At 63.6% G+C, this 20991-nt stretch carries 18 protein-coding genes; 13 read left to right on the plus strand and 5 right to left on the minus strand.

Annotated elements, in window-relative coordinates; all coding sequences use genetic code 11:
* Positions 1 to 133 precede the first annotated feature (133 nt).
* The 9 genes from aroQ (at position 134) to purH (ending at position 7631) form a co-directional block, all read left to right on the plus strand.
* Positions 134 to 592, plus strand: a complete 459-nt coding sequence (gene aroQ, locus DYST_RS12035; protein ID WP_239945895.1) for a type II 3-dehydroquinate dehydratase — start codon at positions 134 to 136, stop codon at positions 590 to 592.
* A gap of 68 nt (positions 593 to 660) precedes the next feature.
* Positions 661 to 1116, plus strand: a complete 456-nt coding sequence (gene accB / locus DYST_RS12040; protein WP_102300951.1) for an acetyl-CoA carboxylase biotin carboxyl carrier protein — start codon at positions 661 to 663, stop codon at positions 1114 to 1116.
* A gap of 21 nt (positions 1117 to 1137) precedes the next feature.
* Positions 1138 to 2505 carry an acetyl-CoA carboxylase biotin carboxylase subunit gene (gene accC, locus DYST_RS12045; RefSeq protein WP_102301102.1) on the plus strand — a complete coding sequence of 456 codons (1368 nt, stop codon included), beginning with the start codon at positions 1138 to 1140 and terminating at the stop codon, positions 2503 to 2505.
* Positions 2506 to 2554: 49 nt separating this feature from the next.
* Complete coding sequence (locus tag DYST_RS12050) at positions 2555 to 2920, plus strand: DUF7716 domain-containing protein (protein WP_239945896.1); 366 nt, start codon at positions 2555 to 2557, stop codon at positions 2918 to 2920.
* A gap of 74 nt (positions 2921 to 2994) precedes the next feature.
* Positions 2995 to 3948: a 50S ribosomal protein L11 methyltransferase gene (gene prmA / locus DYST_RS12055; RefSeq protein WP_239945897.1), complete on the plus strand. Its 954-nt coding sequence runs from the start codon at positions 2995 to 2997 to the stop codon at positions 3946 to 3948.
* A gap of 133 nt (positions 3949 to 4081) precedes the next feature.
* Positions 4082 to 4867, plus strand: coding sequence for a zinc-ribbon and DUF3426 domain-containing protein (locus DYST_RS12060; protein ID WP_275666800.1), 786 nt, complete (start codon positions 4082 to 4084; stop codon positions 4865 to 4867).
* Between the two features lie 292 nt (positions 4868 to 5159).
* Entirely contained in the window at positions 5160 to 5447 is a 288-nt protein-coding gene (locus DYST_RS12065; protein WP_046970233.1) for a helix-turn-helix domain-containing protein, read from the plus strand.
* A gap of 49 nt (positions 5448 to 5496) precedes the next feature.
* Positions 5497 to 5949 (plus strand): GNAT family N-acetyltransferase, encoded by a 453-nt coding sequence (locus DYST_RS12070; RefSeq protein WP_199178855.1) that lies wholly within the window; start codon positions 5497 to 5499, stop codon positions 5947 to 5949.
* A 71-nt stretch (positions 5950 to 6020) separates the two neighbouring features.
* A complete protein-coding gene (purH, locus tag DYST_RS12075; protein ID WP_239945899.1) occupies positions 6021 to 7631 on the plus strand; it encodes a bifunctional phosphoribosylaminoimidazolecarboxamide formyltransferase/IMP cyclohydrolase in 1611 nt (536 codons plus the stop codon).
* Between the two features lie 1098 nt (positions 7632 to 8729).
* Here purH and DYST_RS12080 read toward each other — a convergent pair.
* Positions 8730 to 9740 (minus strand): bile acid:sodium symporter family protein, encoded by a 1011-nt coding sequence (locus DYST_RS12080; RefSeq protein ID WP_239945900.1) that lies wholly within the window; start codon positions 9738 to 9740, stop codon positions 8730 to 8732.
* Positions 9741 to 9835: 95 nt separating this feature from the next.
* On the opposite strand from DYST_RS12080, the gene DYST_RS12085 reads away from it, so the two are divergent.
* Both DYST_RS12085 and DYST_RS12090 read left to right on the plus strand, forming a co-directional pair.
* Complete coding sequence (locus tag DYST_RS12085; protein ID WP_239945901.1) at positions 9836 to 10726, plus strand: LysR family transcriptional regulator; 891 nt, start codon at positions 9836 to 9838, stop codon at positions 10724 to 10726.
* Between the two features lie 73 nt (positions 10727 to 10799).
* Positions 10800 to 11510: a glutathione S-transferase gene (locus DYST_RS12090; protein ID WP_239945902.1), complete on the plus strand. Its 711-nt coding sequence runs from the start codon at positions 10800 to 10802 to the stop codon at positions 11508 to 11510.
* A gap of 3 nt (positions 11511 to 11513) precedes the next feature.
* Here DYST_RS12090 and DYST_RS12095 read toward each other — a convergent pair whose 3' ends face one another.
* Together DYST_RS12095 and DYST_RS12100 are read right to left on the minus strand one after the other, a co-directional pair.
* On the minus strand, positions 11514 to 11945 hold the full coding sequence (locus tag DYST_RS12095; protein ID WP_239945903.1) for an EamA family transporter: 432 nt from the start codon (positions 11943 to 11945) through the stop codon (positions 11514 to 11516).
* A 36-nt stretch (positions 11946 to 11981) separates the two neighbouring features.
* Positions 11982 to 12506 carry a DUF2782 domain-containing protein gene (locus DYST_RS12100; RefSeq protein WP_102300943.1) on the minus strand — a complete coding sequence of 175 codons (525 nt, stop codon included), beginning with the start codon at positions 12504 to 12506 and terminating at the stop codon, positions 11982 to 11984.
* 163 nt (positions 12507 to 12669) lie between these two features.
* Here DYST_RS12100 and polA point away from each other — a divergent pair, with 163 nt between their 5' ends.
* Both polA and DYST_RS12110 read left to right on the plus strand, forming a co-directional pair.
* On the plus strand, positions 12670 to 15441 hold the full coding sequence (gene polA, locus DYST_RS12105) for a DNA polymerase I (protein WP_239945904.1): 2772 nt from the start codon (positions 12670 to 12672) through the stop codon (positions 15439 to 15441).
* A 797-nt stretch (positions 15442 to 16238) separates the two neighbouring features.
* A complete protein-coding gene (locus DYST_RS12110) occupies positions 16239 to 17267 on the plus strand; it encodes a LacI family DNA-binding transcriptional regulator (RefSeq protein ID WP_102301099.1) in 1029 nt (342 codons plus the stop codon).
* Positions 17268 to 17294: 27 nt separating this feature from the next.
* On the opposite strand, the gene DYST_RS12115 is transcribed toward DYST_RS12110, so the two are convergent.
* Positions 17295 to 18782 carry an MFS transporter gene (locus tag DYST_RS12115; RefSeq protein ID WP_239945905.1) on the minus strand — a complete coding sequence of 496 codons (1488 nt, stop codon included), beginning with the start codon at positions 18780 to 18782 and terminating at the stop codon, positions 17295 to 17297.
* Positions 18779 to 20986, minus strand: coding sequence for a Six-hairpin glycosidase-like protein (locus DYST_RS12120; RefSeq protein ID WP_239952106.1), 2208 nt, complete (start codon positions 20984 to 20986; stop codon positions 18779 to 18781). The genes DYST_RS12115 and DYST_RS12120 overlap by 4 nt, the downstream gene beginning before the upstream one ends.
* Between the last annotated feature and the right edge of the window lie 5 nt (positions 20987 to 20991).

The following is a 20991-nucleotide window of genomic DNA, read 5'->3' on the forward strand; positions in this document are numbered from 1 at the left end:
ATACGTCGCCGCACGGTTTAACCTTGACTTCTCCTTCAAACATCGCCGAACTGCGCCGAACTGGACAACATCCGCCTGGACGCGCACACTCCGCGCCGGACGCCGGCCTCGCCGGTGCAATCTGGATGCTGGCGTGGCGAAGGTTCTGGTCCTGCACGGGCCCAATCTCAATCTGCTGGGCGTACGTGAGCCAGAAGTTTATGGCCGCGACACCCTGGCCGATATCGACGCCGAGCTGACCCAGCGCGCGCAAGCGGCGGGACACAGCCTGGAAACGCTCCAGTCGAATGCCGAGCACGCGTTGATCGACCGCATCCACCAGGCCCGCCTGGATGGCACGGCGATCATCCTGATCAACCCGGGCGCCCTCACCCACACCAGCATCGCCCTGCGCGACGCGCTGGCCGGCGTGGCGATCCCGTTCATCGAACTGCATCTGTCCAACGTGCACGCCCGCGAGGCCTTCCGCCGCCACTCCTATCTCTCGGACATTGCCGTTGGTGTGATCTGCGGCTTCGGCGCAGATAGCTACCGGCTGGCGCTGGATGCCGCCCTGAACCGGTTGGACCGCGCTGGCGCGTCCGCCTCCTGATACCGGGCTTTCTGCCCACGATTTTCCATTTCGGCCCCACTGGCGGCCTCAACGAAAAGGTTTGAAACATGGACCTGCGCAAGATCAAGAAGCTCATCGACCTGCTCGAGGAATCCAACCTCGCGGAACTTGAGATCAAGGAAGGCGAAGAAGTGGTCCGCCTGTCGCGCGTGCCCAAGGGCACCGTGACGATGGCTCCCGCGCCGGTGGCCATGCAGCCTGCGCCAGTGGCCGCCGCGCCCGTCGCAGCACCTGTCGAAGCCGCCCCGGCTGAGGCTGCACTGCCCGCCGGTCACGTAGTAAAGGCGCCGATGGTCGGCACCTACTACGCTTCGTCCAGCCCGGGTGCCGCCGCGTTCGTTAAGGTCGGCCAGCAGGTCAAGGCCGGCGAGACGCTGGGCATCATTGAAGCGATGAAGATGTTCAATCAGATCGAGGCCGACGTGGCCGGCACCGTGAAGGCCATCCTGCTTGAGAATGGCCAGCCGGTGGAATTCGACCAGCCGATGTTCGTGATCGGCTAAGCCCGGCCACCCTCTATGCCCATGCTCGAAAAAGTCGTCATTGCCAACCGTGGTGAGATCGCGCTGCGCGTGCTGCGCGCCTGCCACAGCCTTGGCATCAAAACCGTGGCGGTGCACTCCACCGCCGACCGCAACCTTAAGCACGTCGGCCTGGCCGACGAGTCGATCTGTATTGGCCCCGCGCCGTCCGTCGACAGCTATCTCAATATCCCGCGCATCATCGCTGCGGCGGAAATCACCGACGCCCAGGCTATTCACCCGGGTTACGGCTTCCTCTCCGAGCGCGCCGACTTCGCCGAACAGGTGGAGCAGTCCGGCTTCATCTTCATTGGCCCGACCGCCAATGTGATCCGCCTGATGGGCGACAAGGTGGAAGCCATCCGCGCCATGAAGGCCGCCGGTGTACCGTGCGTGCCGGGCTCGGGTGGTCCGCTCGGCGACAATGTGGAAGAGAACATCCGCATTGCGCGCGACATCGGCTACCCGGTGATCATCAAGGCCGCCGGTGGCGGCGGTGGTCGCGGCATGCGCGTGGTTCGCACCGAAGCGCACCTGGGCAACGCCATCACCATGACCAAGCAGGAAGCGAAAGCCGCTTTCGGCAACGATCAGGTGTACATGGAGAAGTTCCTGGAGAATCCGCGCCACGTGGAGATCCAGGTGCTTGCCGACGGCCAGGGCAACGCCATCCACCTCGGTGAACGCGACTGCTCCATGCAGCGCCGCCACCAGAAAGTGGTGGAAGAAGCACCCGCGCCGGGCATCACGCCGGAGCTGCGCGAGCAAATCGGTAAGGTGTGCGTAGACGCGTGCATCCGTATCGGCTATCGCGGCGCGGGCACCTTCGAGTTCCTGTTCGAAGACGGCCGCTTCTACTTCATCGAGATGAACACCCGCATCCAGGTGGAACATCCGGTGACGGAGCTGATCACGGGTATCGACCTGGTGCGCGAGCAGTTGCTGATCGCCGGAGGCGAGAAGCTCTCGATCCGCCAGGAAGACATCAAGATCAACGGCCACGCGATCGAATGCCGCATCAACGCGGAAGATCCGGACAACTTCCTGCCCTCGCCGGGTACGGTGAAGCGCTTCGAGGCGCCGGGCGGTCCGGGTGTGCGCGTGGATACGCATCTGTACGACGGCTATCGCATTCCGCCGAACTACGACTCGATGATCGGCAAGCTGATCGTGCACGGCCCGGATCGCGAAACCGCTATTGCGCGTATGCGTCTGGCGCTTGCCGAAACGGTGATCGAGGGCGTGAAGTGCAACATCCCGTTGCAGCAGCGCATCATGGCTGACGTCGGTTTCCAGCAGGGTGGACAGAACATCCACTACCTGGAAAAGCGCATGGCCGAGCAGAAGGAAAAGGCCGCCACTGGCGGCTGATGCTTGACCGGCGAGCTGCATCTGCGGCTCGCCGGCGTTGCCTTCGACGATGTCCGCACTAATCACTCTCCGCGAAGCCATCGACGCCATCACCGACGCGTTCGATGAAGGCGACGGCTGGGACCGCTACGCCTGGGTCTATATCCACGGCCACGTGACCGACCCCACCTGCCGGCTGTATCTCTCGCACGTCGCCGACGAAGACGACGCGCTGATCGCCGACCACGGCGAAGCCCTGCCGCCTTTCGCCGCGCAACACCATCTGCGCCATTTCCTCGAAGCAGCCGATTTCGCCGAGGTGCTGTTCGTGCAGCGCCGGCATCATCCATCGTCCACGCTGGACGACTTGGCTCGCGCGCTGGATCACTACCGCAAGCACGATAGCTTCCTCGGCGTTCCGCCGGAATCGCTGTAACCACGCGGGCTGGCGCCGTGCACTACGCCGGCCACATCGGCGACAATGCGCGCCTGAACCGCAGGATTATCCCCATGCCCTGGCTCGAACTCTCGCTCACCATCCGCGCCGATCAACAGCCTCGCGTCGAAGAAGCGCTGGATGACCTCAGCGCGCTGTCCGTCACGCTGCAGGACGCCGATGCGGAGACGCCAGACGAGCAAGCCATCTTCGAACCAGGCGTAGGCGAGCTGCCACTGTGGCCGACCATCACGCTCAACGCGCTGTTCGAGGCCGATACGGATCGCCGCGGCCTGGGCGAAGCGCTGGGCGACTTGCTGCCCTGGCTGGAGCCCGACCACATCCAGTTCCGCGACATCGCCGACCAGGACTGGGAACGCGCCTGGATGGACCAGTTCAAGCCGATGCAATTCGGCCAGCGCCTGTGGATCTATCCGTGGAATATCGAGCCACCGGCCGGTAAGGACATCGTCGTGGTACGCCTGGACCCGGGCCTCGCTTTCGGCAGCGGCACGCACCCCACCACCGCGCTGTGCCTCGCATGGCTCGACAGCCTGGATCTGAAGGGCAAGAGCATCACCGATTTCGGCTGCGGCTCCGGCATCCTCGCCATCGCCGCACTCAAGCTTGGCGCCGCCAGCGCCGTAGGCGTGGACAACGACCCGCAAGCTCTCACGGCCTCTGCGGACAATGCCGAACGCAACGAAGTGGCGGACCGCCTCGCGCTTTATCTGCCTGAAGATTTCGCGGCCTCGGCCGCTCCTGCGCATCCTGCGCCCGCGGCACTAGCGCATCCCTGCGCGTCGCCTGCCGACGTCTTCATCGCCAACATCCTCGCCGGCCCGCTCGGCGAACTGGCGCCCACCTTTGCTACTGCTGCCAAACCCGGTGCACCATTCGCCATCTCCGGCATCCTGCAAGGCCAGGAGGACGAACTGCTGACTCGCTACGCCGAGTGGTTCGAAGAGCTCCGCGTGGAGACACAGGAAGATTGGGTCCGCATCAGCGGGCGACGCAAGAGTGGCTGATAGAGCGGCTCTTGTTTCATCACGCTCCGCATCACCGTAACTGAGTGACCATTCACGATCTGGGCTCATGCGCGGGTGATTTGTCGCGCGCGGTGCACTAGGCTTGCCGTCGAGCCCGATCATTACGGTCCGCATGTACGCCCAATGCCCCGGCTGCCTCACCGTGTTCTCCGTGAATACGGAAACGCTTGCGCAGGCGCGCGGCGAAGTCGTGTGCGGACATTGCGATGCGATCTTCGACGCACTGGCAAGCCTCTGTGACCAGTTGCCGCCGGAACCCTTCCAACAGCTACCGCCACGCACGCTGGACTTGCCGCCACGGCTCGACCTCGCGGTCTATCGTCCACCTGCCGAGCTCCCCGCCGTCGCGGAGACACCAGCTCCGCACGATGTGCTCGACGAATTTGCCGACCTCGTGGTGGCACCGCGTTTCGCGCGCCGGCCGGAGAAAAAACGCCGCTGGCCATGGATCACCGCCTGTACGCTGCTGCTGCTCGGGCTGGCCGCACAGGTCGCCTGGGCCAAGCGCGACGTATTGATCGCCGACGATACTGCCGGCCCGCTGCTGCGCAGCGCCTGCGCCACGCTAGGCTGTCAACTACCGCTGGTGCAGGACACTTCGCGCCTGATCATGGTGGCGCGCGACGTACAGGCGCACCCCTCCGTGCCTGGCGCACTGCTCATCACGACGAACCTGCGCAACGACGCACCGTTCGCGCAACCGTATCCCACCGTATCGATCACGCTGTCCGATGCCAATGGCAACCGGCTCGCCATGCGGCGCCTTCGTCCCACGGAATATCTCAGCGACAACGCCGTGCTGCAGGCAGGCATACCGCCCGGCGGCAGCGCGGCGCTGATGCTTGAAGTGGAAGATCCGGGCGGCAAGGCTGTCGCCTTTGAATTCGGTTTCGAATAGCCATCCATTCGATCTATTGCCGAAAAAGTGCAAGCGAGCGCACGGTTCTTATCGTCAGTTTCCGCACAGGCACAGGTCGTGCCATCAATGCAAGTGCATGTCCATAGGACATTTTGTTTTTGAAGGCCAGATGCCCTCTTACGAACCGGGTACTTAAAATTCTCGGCACGCGAGGGTAAACTCGCTCCTTCGTCTTGTGCTGCACCCGGCGTTCCATGCGAGCCGCCGCCCGCGGTATTGCCATAAACATTGCGGTGGCCTACGTAGCCGCCGTGTCAGAACGTGAGGGGAAATGCCCGTGAACGCCGTAAGACTGCCTGCCAGCGAGTCTCCCAAAGAGACGTCGTCGCAGAGCGCCTTGAGCGAATGCGTCAGCCGCACCGTCCGCCGCTATCTCGCCGACATCGGCGATACGGAATGCGACGAGGGCCTGCACGCGCTCGTCATTCGCGAAGTCGAAGGCCCCCTCCTGCGCGAAGTATTGGCCTGGCACGACGGCAACCAGAGCCGCGCCGCCGCGGTGCTCGGCATCAATCGCGCCACCTTGCGCAAGAAATTGGCCGCACACGGCCTGCTCTGAAGGGACGCCGCTCGCTCGCGCACGGAATCGCGCGACTGGATCGAAAGCCATGACCCTGCCCATTTCGATTCGTGCCGCATCGGCGGCCGACGAACCCCGCATCACGGAAGTGTGGGAAGCGGCAGTTCGCGCCACACATGATTTTCTTGCGGAAGAGGACATCATCTTCTTCCGCTCCTTCCTGCCGCATATCTTTGGACGGCTAAACGTGCGCGTGATCGAACGCGACGGCCACGTGGAAGGCTTTATCGCCACTAACGGCCACCACGTCGAAGCCTTGTTCGTAAACCCCACACTGCACGGCCAAGGCCTGGGGCGTCGCCTGCTCGATCAGGTGATCACCGAGGCGCCCTCGCACCCGGCCTGGACCACGGACGTAAACGAGCAGAACCCCCAAGCCGTGCGCTTCTATCGGCGCTACGGCTTCGTGGAAATGGGACGCTCCGAACTGGACGGCAGCGGACGCCCATTTCCGCTGTTGCACCTGGTACTGCGCGCCTAAAGAAGGCCAAACCGCGCGCCCGAGAGCGCTGGGTCTATAATTGAGGTCTTTCCCTCTCAGGAACATGCCTCATGTCCGCCGCGTCCCCGGCACCGATTCGCCGTGCCTTGCTTAGCGTCTCCGATAAACAGGGCCTGCTCGATCTCGCCCGCCGCCTGTCCGCCAAGGGCGTGGAGCTGCTTTCCACCGGCGGCAGCGCCAAAGCGATACGCGATGCGGGCATCCCGGTAAAAGATGTGAGCGAACTCACCGGCTTTCCCGAGATCATGGACGGTCGCGTCAAGACGCTACACCCCAAGGTGCATGGCGGCCTGCTGGGTCGTCGCGGCGTCGACGCCGGCGTGATGGCGGAACTGGACATCGCACCGATCGACCTGCTGGTGCTCAACCTCTATCCGTTCGAGCAGACCGTGGCCCGCGCTGACTGCACGCTGGAAGACGCCATCGAGAACATCGACATCGGCGGCCCGGCCATGCTGCGCTCCGCCGCGAAGAACTGGAACGACGTGGGCGTGCTTACCTCACCCGACCAGTACGACGAAGCGCTGGCGGAGATCGAAGCGCACGGCGGCCTCTCGCGCGCCACGCGTTTCAAGCTCGCAGTCGCCGCGTTCAACCGCGTGTCCAACTACGACGGTGCGATCAGCGACTATCTCTCCGCACTCAAGCTCAACGACGACTTCGACGCCATCGCCGGCCATGACGCGTTCCCCGCGCAGACCAATGGCCGCTTCGTCAAGCTGATGGACCTGCGCTACGGAGAGAACCCGCACCAGCAGGCTGCGTTCTACCGCGACCTGTATCCCGCGCCGGGCACGCTGGCCACGTTCCGCCAACTGCAGGGCAAAGAGCTCTCCTTCAACAACATCGCCGACTCGGACGCTGCGTGGGAATGCGTGCGCAGCTTTACCAAGCCGGCCTGCGTGATCGTGAAACACGCCAACCCGTGCGGCGTGGCAGTGAGCCTTGACGGTATCGGCCACGCCTACGACCTGGCTTACCAGACCGACCCCACCTCCGCCTTCGGCGGCATCATTGCCTTCAACCGCATCGTGGATGCGGCGACCGCAAAGGCCATTGTCGATCGCCAGTTCGTTGAAGTGGTGCTGGCGCCGGGTTATGAAGACGACGCACTCAAAGTCTTCGCCAAGAAAGCCAACGTGCGCGTGCTGGAAATTCCGCCACCGGCCGATGGCGACCTCACCAAGGCACATCCGGGCAACGACTCCCGTCGCGTAGGCTCGGGCTTGCTTATCCAGACCGCCGACCGCGCGACAGTAAAGCCCGAAGACCTGAAGATCGTCACCAAGCGCGCGCCGACGCCCGCCGAGATCGACGACCTGATCTTCGCCTGGAAGGTAGCCAAGTACGTCAAGAGCAACGCCATCGTGTACGCGAAGAACCGCCAGACCATCGGCGTGGGCGCAGGCCAGATGAGCCGCGTGTATAGCGCGAAGATCGCTGGCATCAAGGCCGCCGACGAGAAGCTGGAAGTGCGCGGCTCGGTGATGGCATCGGATGCGTTTTTCCCGTTCCGCGATGGCATTGATGCTGCGGCTGCGGCGGGTATCAGCGCGGTGATCCAGCCGGGTGGCTCGATGCGTGATGCAGAGGTGATTGCTGCTGCGGATGAGCATGGTATGGCGATGGTGTTTACTGGGATTCGCCACTTCCGCCATTGATCGCGCTTGTGCCGTCTCTCCTTTTGGGGTGAAGGGTCAATCTGGCCTCGCCGTTTCGGCGGATTCGAGAATTCTGCTTGGATCGAGCTAGTGCGACGCTGAAAGAACTCCTCAGTTCTCTCCTCTCCCCTTCGGGGAGAGGGTTGGGGTGAGGGGCGGGTGCTCGCCTCGGCGTTTCATCTTTGCCGTCGTCCCGGCGTAGGCCGGGACCCAGTAGCCGTGAGTGTGGATATCGCCTCGTGCGTTACAGCGACCTGGCCGCTTACGCAGCGGGCGTTTCGATCGTCTGCCGACGACGCGAAGCTAGTCCCGTGGGACGCTCGAGTCACTTTTCTTTGTTGGCCCAAAGAAAAGTAACCCGAAGAAATGGCCTGACAGGCCAACGCCCGCAGCATGTCGATGGGATAAGCCCGAGCGGGTGAGAAACGTTGCTGCTTGGCAACCTTTGCCACTACACAGTGGGTACTTCGAAGCGCTTCGCAACGCGCCATAGCGGAGAGGACTTAAAGCAGTCTTCGCTATGCCTCTCGACCGCTGTGGAGAACTCGCCACGTTAGGGCATCGCCCCCCCCCCCTTCCTCGACTTTGAGCATCTGAGCAGGAGCAACGCGACCTGCCGCAATGCGATGTGCAGCTCCGCTGCACGAGCCGTCGGCTCGGCGCTTTTGACCTTCGGGCCCCCTGTGCGGCGGTGAGGGGTGGACGAAAAGGCCCGCAGGGGGGATCGGCAAGGATGCCGATCCCTTTTCGCCAGGGCAGGAAGCCCTGTCGAAAAGCCCGGCCGCCCCTCACGAACTGGCCGGCTTCGCCGGCCAGCGCCAAGTGGGGGTGCCCTTTCTTTGGGTTACTTTTCTTGGGCAAGCAAAGAAAAGTGACTCGGCCTCCGGTAGGAGGGCGAAAGCCCGCCGCAGGCGAGCCAGGTCGCTGTATCGCGACAACCGGGCGAAAAGTCACTGGACCCCTGCCTGCGCAGGGGTGACGACACAAACGGTGAGGCTAGATTGACCCCTCACCCCAACCCTCTCCCCGGAGGGAGAGGGAGCAAAAGCGACATCGCTCACACCAACATAGCTCAAGCCAGAACAGCAAAGAAAACCCTCAGCGCACCACCTGCGCCTCCTCCGACCCACCACCACACTCAAGCTCCACCGGCCTCGCCGCATACTTCCGCGCCAACACCGCACACGTCATCAACTGAATCTGATGAAACAACATGATCGGCAACACGATCGTGCCCAGCGGATGCCCCGCGAACAACACCTTCGCCATCGGCACACCACTCGCCAAACTCTTCTTCGAGCCGCAGAACACAATAGTGATTTCATCCTCGCGACTGAATCCCAGTGCGCGCGAACCATATCGCGTGATAAGCAACGCAATCGCAAGCAGAACCACGTTGACCACCAGCAGGCCTCCAAGCACAGGCAGCGGGATCTGCTTCCACAAGCCCTGCAGTACCGCTGCGCTGAAAGCCGTGTAGACCACCAGCAAGATCGAACCCTGGTCGACGTACGACAGCAGCGCTCGATTGCGCTCGACCCACCGACCGATCCAACGCTGCGCCACCTGACCGGCTACAAACGGCACCAGCAGTTGCAGCACGATGGCGCCAATCGAATCCCAGTTCATCCCATTCTGCCCGTGCGATTCCAACATCACGCCCACCAGCAGCGGGGTGATAAAGATGCCGAGCAAGCTCGATGCGGAGGCCGAACAGATCGCCGCGGGTACATTGCCGCGCGCCATCGAAGTAAACGCGATGGACGACTGCACCGTCGACGGCAGCGTGCACAGGAACAGCACGCCCAGATAAAGCGACGGATTCACCAGCGGCTGCAGCACAGGGCGCAGCAACAAGCCCAGTACAGGGAACAGCACGAAGGTGCTGGCCAGCACAGTGAGGTGCAAGCGCCAATGCGTCATGCCGGCCACCACCGCTTCGCGGGACAGCTTGGCGCCATGCAAAAAGAACAACAGCGCGATCGCCAGATCGGTAAGCACGTTGAACACGCTCGCCGTGGTGCCGCGACAAGGCAGCAGGCTGGCCAGCAGCACGGTGACGATCAGGGCGCAGGTGAAGCGATCGGGCAGGAAGCGACGCAGGAACATGGCCGTAGGGAACGCATCGGGGAATTGCCGCTATTGGACCGCCAGGTCATTGATAAATCAAATCGTTTTATCTGATTCACTGATACCATATAGGCATGAATATCAGCCTGCGCCAGCTGCGTGCCTTTCTCGCGGTGGCTCGTCAGCAGCATTTTCGCCGGGCTGCGGAGAGCCTGCACCTGAGCCAGCCCGCCGTGAGTCGCTATATCGCCGACCTGGAAGCCGAGCTGGGTATCCGTCTGTTCGATCGCACCACCCGCGAAGTGGTGCCCACCGACGCCGGCCGCTACCTGGAAAGCGCGATCGGTCGCGTGCTGGACGAACTGGAGGGCGTGCTTTCGCATGTGCACTCAGAAAGTGAGCGCAAGCGTGGCAAGGTGCACGTCGCGTCGGTCCCCACCCTCTCCGCCGGGCTGATGCCCACCTGCATCGCAGAGTGCGCCGCGCTCTATCCGGAGCTCACCATCCAGTTGCACGACCAGGCGCAGACCCTGGTGCTGGACAGCGTACGCGGCGGCGAAGTGGATTTCGGCGTCGCCATCGATCCGCCCCTGACCGGCGAATTCGATATCGAGCTGCTGCTGCGCGATCCGTTCGTGCTGGTGTGCCGTCCCGAGCATCCACTGGCCCAACTGGACCGCGTACCCTGGCGCAAGCTGCAGGGGCAACCGCTGATCCTGCTCGATTACTCCTCGGGCAGCCGCCGCCTGATTGACCACGCGTTCGCCAGCCGCGGCATTGAGGCGAACGTTGTGCAACAGACCGGCCACACGCTCACAGCCTTCCGCATGGTGGAGGCCGGCTTGGGCATCAGTGTCAGTCCGGCGCTCGCTCCACCGCCTCCCACGCTGGTAACGCGCCCGCTGACGCCACAGGAAAGCCGCGAGGTGGTGCTGATCAAGCGCAAGCAACGCTCGCTCTCGCCATTGGCGGCACTGGTGTGGGAGCAACTGAGCACGCTGAGCAAAGGCGTACCGTCTCTGTAGCAACACATCCGCCGCTCACGCTTCCTTGAATGCTCGCCGCCTAGCCTCGGCGTTTTCCACGAAGACTTTCGCCATGCGCTACGAGCTCTACTACTGGACTGGCATCCAAGGCCGCGGCGAATTCGTCCGCCTTGCCTTGGAAGACGCAGGCGCGGCCTACACCGACGTCGCGCGCGTGAAAGGAGATCACGCCATCATGCCGTTTCTGCGCGGCGAGCGCCCTGGTGCCCTGCCCTTCGCACCACCGTTCCTTCGTGCCGGACGCCAGGTCATTGCGCAGACGGCGAACATCCTCGCTTTTCTCGCACCGAGGCACGGCCTGGTACCCGCGTCCGCAACTGGTCAGGTCTACGCGATGCAATTGCAGCAGACCGTTTCCGACATCGTCGCGGAAGTGCACGACACGCACCATCCGATCTCAGTCGAGGAATACTACGAAGAGCAACGCGCCGAGGCACGCAAACGCGCGGCAGCCTTCTGCACGCAACGCATGCCGAAATACCTGGGTTACTTCGAGCAAGTGCTGGAGCGCGGCGATGGGCAACACGCCATCGGGCGCAAGCACTCGTACGTGGACCTGTCGCTGTTCCAGCTGATGTCCGGGTTGGACTATGCGTTCCCCAACACCATGAAGGGTCTACGCCGCCGCACCGCCCGACTGCGTGCACTACACGACCGCGTGGCAGCGCGACCGAACATCTCCGCCTATCTGGCGTCGGATCGACGCATTCCGTTCAATGAAGATGGCATCTTTCGCCACTATCCCGAGCTGGATGAATGCTGAGGCTCAGAACACCGCGATGATGATGGCGCCGGTCACGATGAGCCCGCCGCCAATGGCCAGCGGCCAGCTCAGCTGCTCGCCCAGCAGCACGATGCCAAGCACGATGGCGATGGCAACGCTCAGCTTGTCGATGGGCGCCACCTTGCTGATCGGCCCCAGCTGCAGCGCGCGGTAATAGCAAAGCCACGAGAGACCCGTGGCGATACCCGAAAGCACCAGGAATACCCAGCTGCTCACGGGCAGGCCGGTCGGGCGTGCCCATTCATTCCTCAAACTGAGAATGCCGGCCGTCACCAGCAGGATCACGATGGTGCGAATGAAGGTGGCGAGGTTGGAGTTGATCCCCGCCACGCCCATCTTGCCGAACAGCGCCGTAAGCGCCGCGAAAAACGCCGAACCCAGCGCGAAGAGCAACCAGCTCTCGCGCAGGTTCATACCAACTCGCTCGGCAGCGTGGTCATGCGCGGCTAACTAACCGCCGCTGTCTTGGTCACTCGCCGGGCGGCTCTTGCCCCACTCGATGACCTTGTACATGACCGGCTTTACGTGCTCACCGGCCTGGTTCGTCCACGCGCCCTTCTGATCGACCATATAGGTCTGCGGAATGCCGCCCTTGGGCGTCACCACGACCATATAGACCTGACCGCTGCGACTGTATTCCTGGATCGTCTGGTCACCTTCGGTGCGCACCTTTACCTGCGGCGGCGCGTTGCCGTTCGGATCGCGCGGCTGGGCGTCGGAGGTGGCCGGCGTGGTCGTGGCCGGCTGGCTCAACGTCGCTTCCGTGTCGGCAGATACCTGGCCGGATTTGGAGGCGGACGAGGCGGAGGACTTGGACGGCACCTTGGGTGCCGGCGGTGGCGGCGTGGCCTGCACACCCGGATCGTTCATGCCCGGCGGCGGCGGTGCCGGCGGGAACTGACTGGGAGACGACTGGGCAAGCGCATTCGACGCGACGGCCACACCAAGAACAGCGAGCAGAACAACGGGTTTCATGATGACGGCCTCCTGTGGGAAATGGAGCATAACAGCGCAAAACCGCATGGCTTGTGAAGCGGCCGTATGCCTCACCCAACGTCGTCGATGGACGACACTCGGCCACGCCAGCCCGGCCTGAACGGAGGGCGCCCTCAGCCCGGCACGCATGCGAGAATGCGGCATGGCCAAGCTCATTCTTATCGACGGTTCGTCGTACCTGTACCGCGCTTTCCACGCGCTCCCGCCGCTCACCAACTCGCAAGGCGAGCCCACCGGTGCCCTGTTCGGCGTAGTGAACATGCTGCGCTCTACGCTGAAGGCGAAACCCGATTACGTCGCCTTCGTCAGCGACGCCCCCGGCCCCACCTTCCGCAACCAGCTCTACGACCAATACAAGGCCAACCGCCCGCCGATGCCAGACGATCTGCGCGCGCAGGTGGAGCCCATGCTGGCCATCGTCGGCGCGCTGGGTTTTCCTATCCTGCGCGTGGGTGGCGTGGAAGCGGACGACGTGATCGGCACGCTAACCGAACAGGCGCATGCGCAGGGCATCGAGGTGGAAATTTCCACCGGAGACAAGGATCTTGCGCAGCTCGTGCGGCCGGGCGTCACCCTGATCAACACCATGACCAACACGACCACCGACAGCGCGGGCGTGATGGAAAAGTTCGGTGTCGAGCCCACGCAGATCATCGACTTCCTTTCGCTCACCGGTGACACCGTCGACAACGTGCCGGGCGTACCCAAGTGCGGCCCGAAGACCGCAGCCAAATGGCTATCCGAGTACCGCACACTCGACAACCTGATGGCGAACGCAGACAAGGTCAGCGGCAAGATTGGCGAGAGCCTGCGCGCCGCACTGCCGCAGCTACCGCTGTCGCGCGATCTGGTGACGATCAAGATCGATGTGCCGTTGGACCAGTCCGTTGCCGAATTGAAGTTCCATGAACGCCACGTCGAGCAATTGCGCGAATTGTATGCGCGCTATGAATTCAAGGCGGCGCTGAAGGATCTCGAGGCTGAAACCAACGGCACGGCAGGAGCACAACCCGCGCGCGACACGGGCTCGCCGAGTGCCTCCTCCGAAACCGGTCGCGCACAAGGCGCGCTCCTGCTGGAAGGTAGCGCACAAGACCTTTCGATGGCCGGTCAGTACGAACTGGTGACCACGCAGGCACAGTTCGACGGCTGGCTGGCGAAGATCGCCACAGCGCCGCTGGTGTCGTTTGATACGGAAACCACCTCCATCGATTCGATGCAGGCGGACATCGTCGGCCTAAGCCTGTCGGTGGAGCCGGGCCATGCGTGCTACGTGCCGCTTGCTCACGACTACCCGGGCGCGCCGGCGCAACTATCGCGTGAGCACGTGCTCGCTACACTCAAGCCCTTCTTCGAGGACGCCAGCCGCCCGAAGATGGGTCAGCACGCGAAGTACGACATCAACATCTTGTCGAACTACGACATCCATCTGCAGGGCCTCAAGCACGATTCCATGCTGGAGTCATACGTATGGAACGCCACGGCGACGCGCCACGACATGGATTCGCTAGCCAAGAAATACCTCGACGTCGACACCATCAAGTACGAACAGGTGGCCGGCAAGGGCGCCAAGCAGATTCCGTTCTCGCAGGTGGACCTGGATACCGCCTGCCGCTACGCCGCCGAAGACGCTGACATCACGCTGCGCCTGCACCACGCCCTGTGGCCCAAGCTGGAAAGCGAACCGACGCTGCGCTCGATCTACGAGAACATCGAGATCCCGCTTATCCCCGTGCTCGCTTCGATGGAGCAGCGCGGCGTGCTGATCGACGTGAGCGAGCTGCGCATGCAAAGCCAGCAACTCGGCAAGCGCATGCTGGAACTACAGCAGGAAGCCTGGAAAAGCGCCGGCCACGAGTTCAACCTGGATTCGCCCAAGCAGTTGCAGGCGGTGCTGTTTGATGAACTGGGACTACCGGTCAAGGTGAAAACACCCACCGGCCAGCCGTCCACCAATGAGGAAGCGCTCGAAGCCATCGCGGACGATCACGCGCTGCCGCGCCTGATCCTCGACTACCGCGGCCTCGCCAAGCTGCGCTCCACCTATACCGACAAGCTGGCGCAGATGGTCAATCCGCGCACGGGCCGCGTGCACACCAGCTACCACCAGGGCTCGGTGGCGACGGGCCGCGTGTCCTCGTCCGATCCCAACCTGCAGAACATTCCCATCCGCACCGAGGAAGGCCGCCGCATCCGCCAGGCTTTCGTCGCTCCGGAGGGTTGGGTGGTACTGGCGGCCGACTATTCGCAGATCGAACTGCGCATCATGGCTCACCTGTCCGGCGATGAAGGCCTGCTCAAAGCTTTCCACGAAGGCGGCGACGTGCACCGCGCCACCGCCGCCGAAGTGTTCGGGCTCAAGCCGGAAGAGGTCAGCGCCAACCAGCGCCGCGCCGCCAAGGCAATCAACTTCGGCCTGATGTACGGCATGAGCGCCTTCGGCCTGGCGCGCCAACTGGGTGTGGATCGTGGCGAAGCCAGCGACTACATGGCGCGCTATTTCGCCCGCTATCCCGGTGTGCATGCCTTCATGGAAGCCACCCGCCAGCAAGCTCACCGCGACGGTTACGTGGAAACGCTGTTTGGTCGCCGTCTCTATCTGGAAAACCTCACCGCACGCAATCAGGCGCTGCGCGCGGGCGCCGAACGCGCCGCGGTGAACGCGCCGATGCAAGGCACAGCGGCCGACATCATCAAGCGCGCCATGATCACTGTGCACGATTGGCTGCAAACGCGCGCCGACGACGCCCACATGCTCATGCAGGTGCACGACGAACTGGTATTCGAAGTGCGCAAGGATGTGGTGGACGAGGTGCGCGCAGGTGTCATCGAGCGCATGTCCGGTGCGGCGACGCTATCCGTGCCGCTGCTGGTGGAAGCGGGCGTGGGAGCCAACTGGGGTGAGGCGCATTGATCAAACCCCGCCGCCAAGTCGCCATGTAAAGCGACATCCATGATCGCTAGCCGTCAGATCGCGCCAGGGACGTCGGCACGTATCGCATGCCTTGCGAGTATCGGCGCGTGGTTGTGTCTGCTCACTGGCTCGTGGATGGCTTGGCGCAAAATGCTTGGAGATTCCGCCTGGGATCTCCTGCTGAGTGCGTGGAATTTCTTCGGAAACCTACTTGACCTGAGGTCGACGGTCGCTGGAGCGGTAACGCTTCCGCCTCCGGAGGAGTCCTTGAAATACTTTGCCTGGGATTGGCGACGGCAGGTCTGTGGCTAGCGCGGCGAAACCGGCGTATTCCGATGGCAAACATCGCCATCGGCCTGAGCGTCGCATTGCTTGGACTGGCCCTGGTTTCGATAGCGCTCCAGGTCGTGCTCTACGTTTGGCTAAAGGACGCGCACTGGCGTTGAAGGCCAGCCGTTAACATTTCATCAAATGAACCATCCCTAACCAAAATCGGCCTGACGTGTGCAACTTTTGCTCCGTCCTGCGTTCTTAGTTATCGGATGCACGCAACGGCGTCCTCGGGTTCGCCACCTCCCTGGACGAACCCAACCGGTCAGCAAACCTCTCCCCTGGGTTTTGCTGCCACCCCGGCCCCGAGGATTCCCCCCTAATCCTCGGGGCTTTTTTTATGCCTGCTGCCCGGAACACCGAAGCGAAAGGACAGCGAGCACTCAAGCGGATAGGATTTGCGCCAACCAACCGTCGGGCCACACGGACCGCGGTCGGCACTGCTCAAGGGTCATCTCGGCGTGCAGATCAAGGGAAAAGTCACTTCATTCGATATCGCTCACTTGGCCGGGGTTTCCCAGTCCACGGTGTCGCGCGCGCTGCGCGGCAGTCCGCTGGTCAACGAGGAGACTCGCCGGCGCATCCAGGCGGCGGTCGATGAGCTGAACTACAAGGTCGACAAGAACGCCTCCGGGCTGCGCGCCAAGCACACCGGCACGCTCGCCCTGTTGCTGTTCGAGGACCCGACCGCCGACGAGTCGCACATCAATCCGTTCTTCCTGTCGATGCTGGGCTCGATCACGCGGGCCAGCGCACAGCGCGGCTACGACCTGCTGATCTCGTTTCAGCAGTTTTCGCGCGACTGGCACGCCGACTACGCGGACAGCAAAAAGGCCGACGGCATCATCCTGCTGGGCTACGGCGACTACCTCGCCACCCGCGACAAGCTGCAGAAGTTGGTGGATCAGGGCACGTGCTGCGTGCGCTGGGGCGCCGTGCTGCCCGACCAGCCGGATGTCTCCGTGGGCTGCGACAATGTCAGCGGCGGCCGGGACGTCACCCTGCATCTGCTGGACCAGGGCTGTCAGCGCATCGCCTTCCTCGGCGATGCCTCCAGCCACTATCCCGAGTTCTTCGATCGCTACCGCGGCTATGCGCGCGCGCTCAACGACGCCGGCCTCGATGCCGAACCGTTGCTGCAGGTGAACGCCGAAAGCACCGAACAATCCGGCTACAACGCTGCGGAAACACTGATGGCGCGTGGCGTGGCGTTCGACGCCGTGTTCGCCGCCAGCGACCTGATCGCCATCGGCGCCATGCGGGCACTGGCCGACCACGGTCTGCGGGTGCCCGACGACGTGGCGCTAGCCGGCTTCGATGACATTCCGGTCGCCAGCTTCGTCAATCCACCGCTGACCACCGTGCTGCAGGACACCCATCTGGCGGGTGAGATCCTGGTCGACAATCTGCTGGCCCTGATCCGCGGCCAGCCGGCGGAAAGCGCGATGCTTCCGGCAAAACTGACCGTACGGAAATCCAGCCTCAAACCCCGCTGATGCCCCAACTTAGTCGGCGTCGCTGTTTTAGGACGCCTCGGCTGCCGATAACTGCGCCGAAGGCTCCGCCACGCGCAGCGTGCACAAGCCAGCAACGACCAGGCTCGCGCCGCCCATCGCCAACGCCCAGATCGGCTGTCCGTGGAAGAACAGGCGCAGCAGCAGCCCCAACACGCTCGCCGCCAGCAGTTGCGGGATCACGATGAAGAAATTGAAGATGCCCATATAGACGCCCATCTTCGTCGCCGGCAGGTTGTCAGATAGCAACGCATACGGCAGCGACAGAATGGACGCCCACGCAAAGCCCACGCCCACCATCGACAGCAGCAGCCAGTGCGGATCGCGGATCAGCAGGAACGAGAGCAGGCCCACGCCGCCCAGCCAGCAATTGACGAGATGGCTTGCGCGCAAGCCCCACCGACGCACCATCCAAGGAATAACCGCCGCCGCGACAGCGGCAAAGCCGTTATAGGCACCGAACAGCACACCCACCCAATTCGCGCCCTCGCTGTAGAGCGCCGAATGCGTGTCAGTGGTGCCGTAATGCACCGATGTCACCGCGGCCGTGGTGTAGATCCACAGCGCGAACAGCGCGAACCATGAGAAGAACTGCACCACCGCCAGCCGCCGCATGGTTTCCGGCATACCGTAGAGATCGCCCATGACCTGTCGGAGCATGCCGCGGGTGCGCGCCACCGACAGCCACGAGAACAGCGCGCCGAACAGAGCCAATCCGCCCGCGAGCAGATAGAGCTCCTTCTCCAGCCCGTAGTAGCGAATGGCCACCAACAACACGATGCCCGCCACGATCAGCGCAGCGCCGAGGCGCCATGCGCCCGAGGCTTCCGTCTCGCCGGCATCCACCGGATTGTCGGTAAAGGCCTCCAACTCACCGGGCGGGTACTCGCGCGTGGTCAGCACCGTCCACAACACCGATCCCAGCAGCACCACGCCGCCCAGGTAGAACGCGTATTTCACCGTGTCGGGAATGGCGCCCTCGCCCGCGACGTTGCTCACGCCGAGCTTGGCGAGCAGCCAAGGCAACAACGAGGCCACCACCGAGCCCACGCCGATGAAAAAGCTCTGCATGGCGTAACCCACCGGGCGCTGGCGCGGCGGCAACTGATCACCCACGAAGGCGCGGAACGGCTCCATCGAAACGTTGATCGAGGCGTCCATGATCCACAGCAAACCTGCCGCCACCCACAGCACCGGCGAATTGGGCATGCACAGCAGGGCCAGCGTGGTGAGCACCGCGCCGATCAGGAAATACGGACGCCGACGCCCCAGTCGCGTCCACGTGCGATCCGACAGGTAGCCGATGATCGGCTGCACCAACAGACCGGAGAACGGCGCCGCGATCCATAGCGCGGGAATGTCGCCAACATCCGCGCCCAAGGTCTGGAAGATGCGGCTGACGTTCGCGTTCTGCAGCGCAAAGCCGAACTGGATGCCAAGGAAACCGAAGCACATGTTCCAGATCTGCCAGAACGAAAGTTCGGGCTTGCGCGTCATGGTGCGGAAGATCCCTGTGGCGCAGGCGACACCAGCATCGCTTCGACAGACGCATCGTTCACCGGGCCGCCCGCCCCACCTTGCTCGCCGGTGTAATGCGCGTTATGGCGCAGATCACTCATGTTGAACCCCTGGTCCAGACGGAAGCGGCAGGCCGTTCCTCCCTGGGCCATAAAGGTGGCGGTGGTGGAGCGCTGCATCCCCACACTATGCGGCATCACGACCGGCACGCGCTGTGGCGCTGCACCATCGCACGAGACGTCGAGCATCCTCACCGCCGCCGTCACGCCCGTATTGATGGGGCCATGGTCGTTCGCGTAGTCGAACGAGACCGCGAAACGGCCGCTGCTCGCCGGCGTCCATGTCCAAGGCCCGTGTCCCGCCACACGCACTTCCTCACCCTTGCAGGTTGGGAGGCTGGGCAGTGATTCCAGACCACCATCACCCACACGTGTGAGTTGGAAGCACTGCCGCGTCATGCCCTTGGGCACCGTAAGGCTGCCGTCGATGGCACCCACCCGGCGACCATCCAGATACAGCACGCCCTTGCCGGAGAAGCTGACCTGCCAGCCGCTCGGCGTATCGGCCGCAGTTGGTGCATCTGGCATGTCGGGACCAAACAGCGGTGCGTCGGTGCGCAGGGGTTTCGCGCCGGAGTGAATCGCCTTCAACTGGACGACGGTTTCGCTGCCCTCGCGATGTTGCGACTGCGCCACTAACAGGTCGCCATCGACCTTGGCTGGCCGTAGCAACGTGATGCGCTGGTCGCCAAGATCCAGCGTGATCCTGGCTTGCTGCCCAAACAGTGGAGCGAGCCATGAGGCCGGCAATTTCGGATCGATGCTGCCATCGTCGCCCACGCCAAAGACGCCGTTGACGACCATGTCGAGATAGCCAGCCACCGACCACAACTGCCGCGGCGAATTCACCACCGGGCCGCTGAGCTTGCCCTCGTCGACGTGCACCGCCTGCGAGACCAGCTCGTAGTTCTCCATATTGGACGAGGCAAGCGCGGCGCCGCGCAGCAGCGACTCCATCTCGTGCGCGATGCGCGGCGCGTCGTTCACCGTGCGCGCGGCGCGCAGTGAATACGCGCTCACGAACGGCCAGATGGCGCGGTTGTGATAGACGGGCTGGTCCTTACGCTCAGGCCAGATCACCGGACTGCCGGCCGACCAGGCGGGATAGTTCGCCAGCGTCTGCTTCGCCCTTGTTGTATCGGCCACGCCGCTGGTCACGGCCAACGCGATAGCGAGTAGGTCGTAGCTATCGACCGGCATCGCCCCGGCTCCGATGTAGCTCATGTACATGCCGCGATCGGCGCGCCAGAACCGCGTATTGATCGCCTGCTTCAGCGCTTGTGCCTGCGCGCGATAATCGGCGGCGCCTGCGTCGTGTCGCTGCTCCGCCATCTGCGCAGCAAGCTGCAGCGCCTGGTAGTGCAACACATTGGTGGACAGCGCGAAGGACTCGCCAATGAAGCGTACGTCCTTCTCCGTCCACGCTGGATAGGTTTGCTCGCGCCAATCAAGGAACGAGGTTTCACCGCGATACAGACCCAGCGCAGAGTCAAAGATGTAAAGGCGATCCTGCGCCAGCGTGTCCTTCAACGCCGTCCAGGTATCGTCAGCAAAGGCCTTGTCGTCGAGCAAGTGGCGCGCGCCGAGGAACCACACCACGCGATCGGTGCTGATCGGCCAGCTGCCACCGGAACCGGTGTCCTGCATCACGTACAGGCCCTGCGGCACGGAGGGCTCGCGCACGTCGGACAGCTTGAAGCGTAGCGAGTTGCGCGCGCGGTCCGCATCGATGCGCCACAGCGCGAGGTCGATGGAATACGACAGGTCGCGCGTCCACACGTACGGCCACTTCTCGCCCGTGGCGTAGCACACGCATGGAATCTCCTGCCCGTGGTCGTAGGCGCCATCCTTGATGGCGGACACGGCGTCGTGACTCAGGTCGTCCTGCGCCATGGCAAACAAGCCATCGAACAACGGGCTCGCGGTGTGGACTGTCAGCTTCTGCGCTGGAATGGCGCGATCACCCGCGGGAGCGTGCAACATGAAACCGCCATCGGCCTGCGCACTCATGCTGGCGACCTTGCCCTGCCAACTCACGTTGCCCTGCGGGGTGATCGCCTCTGCCTGCACAGCGCCGACAATCAGCCATGCCGCGCAGGCCAGCGCGATGCGAGTGCGATGCATGGAAC

Source organism: Dyella terrae, assembly GCF_022394535.1.
In the GTDB taxonomy this organism is placed as follows: domain Bacteria; phylum Pseudomonadota; class Gammaproteobacteria; order Xanthomonadales; family Rhodanobacteraceae; genus Dyella.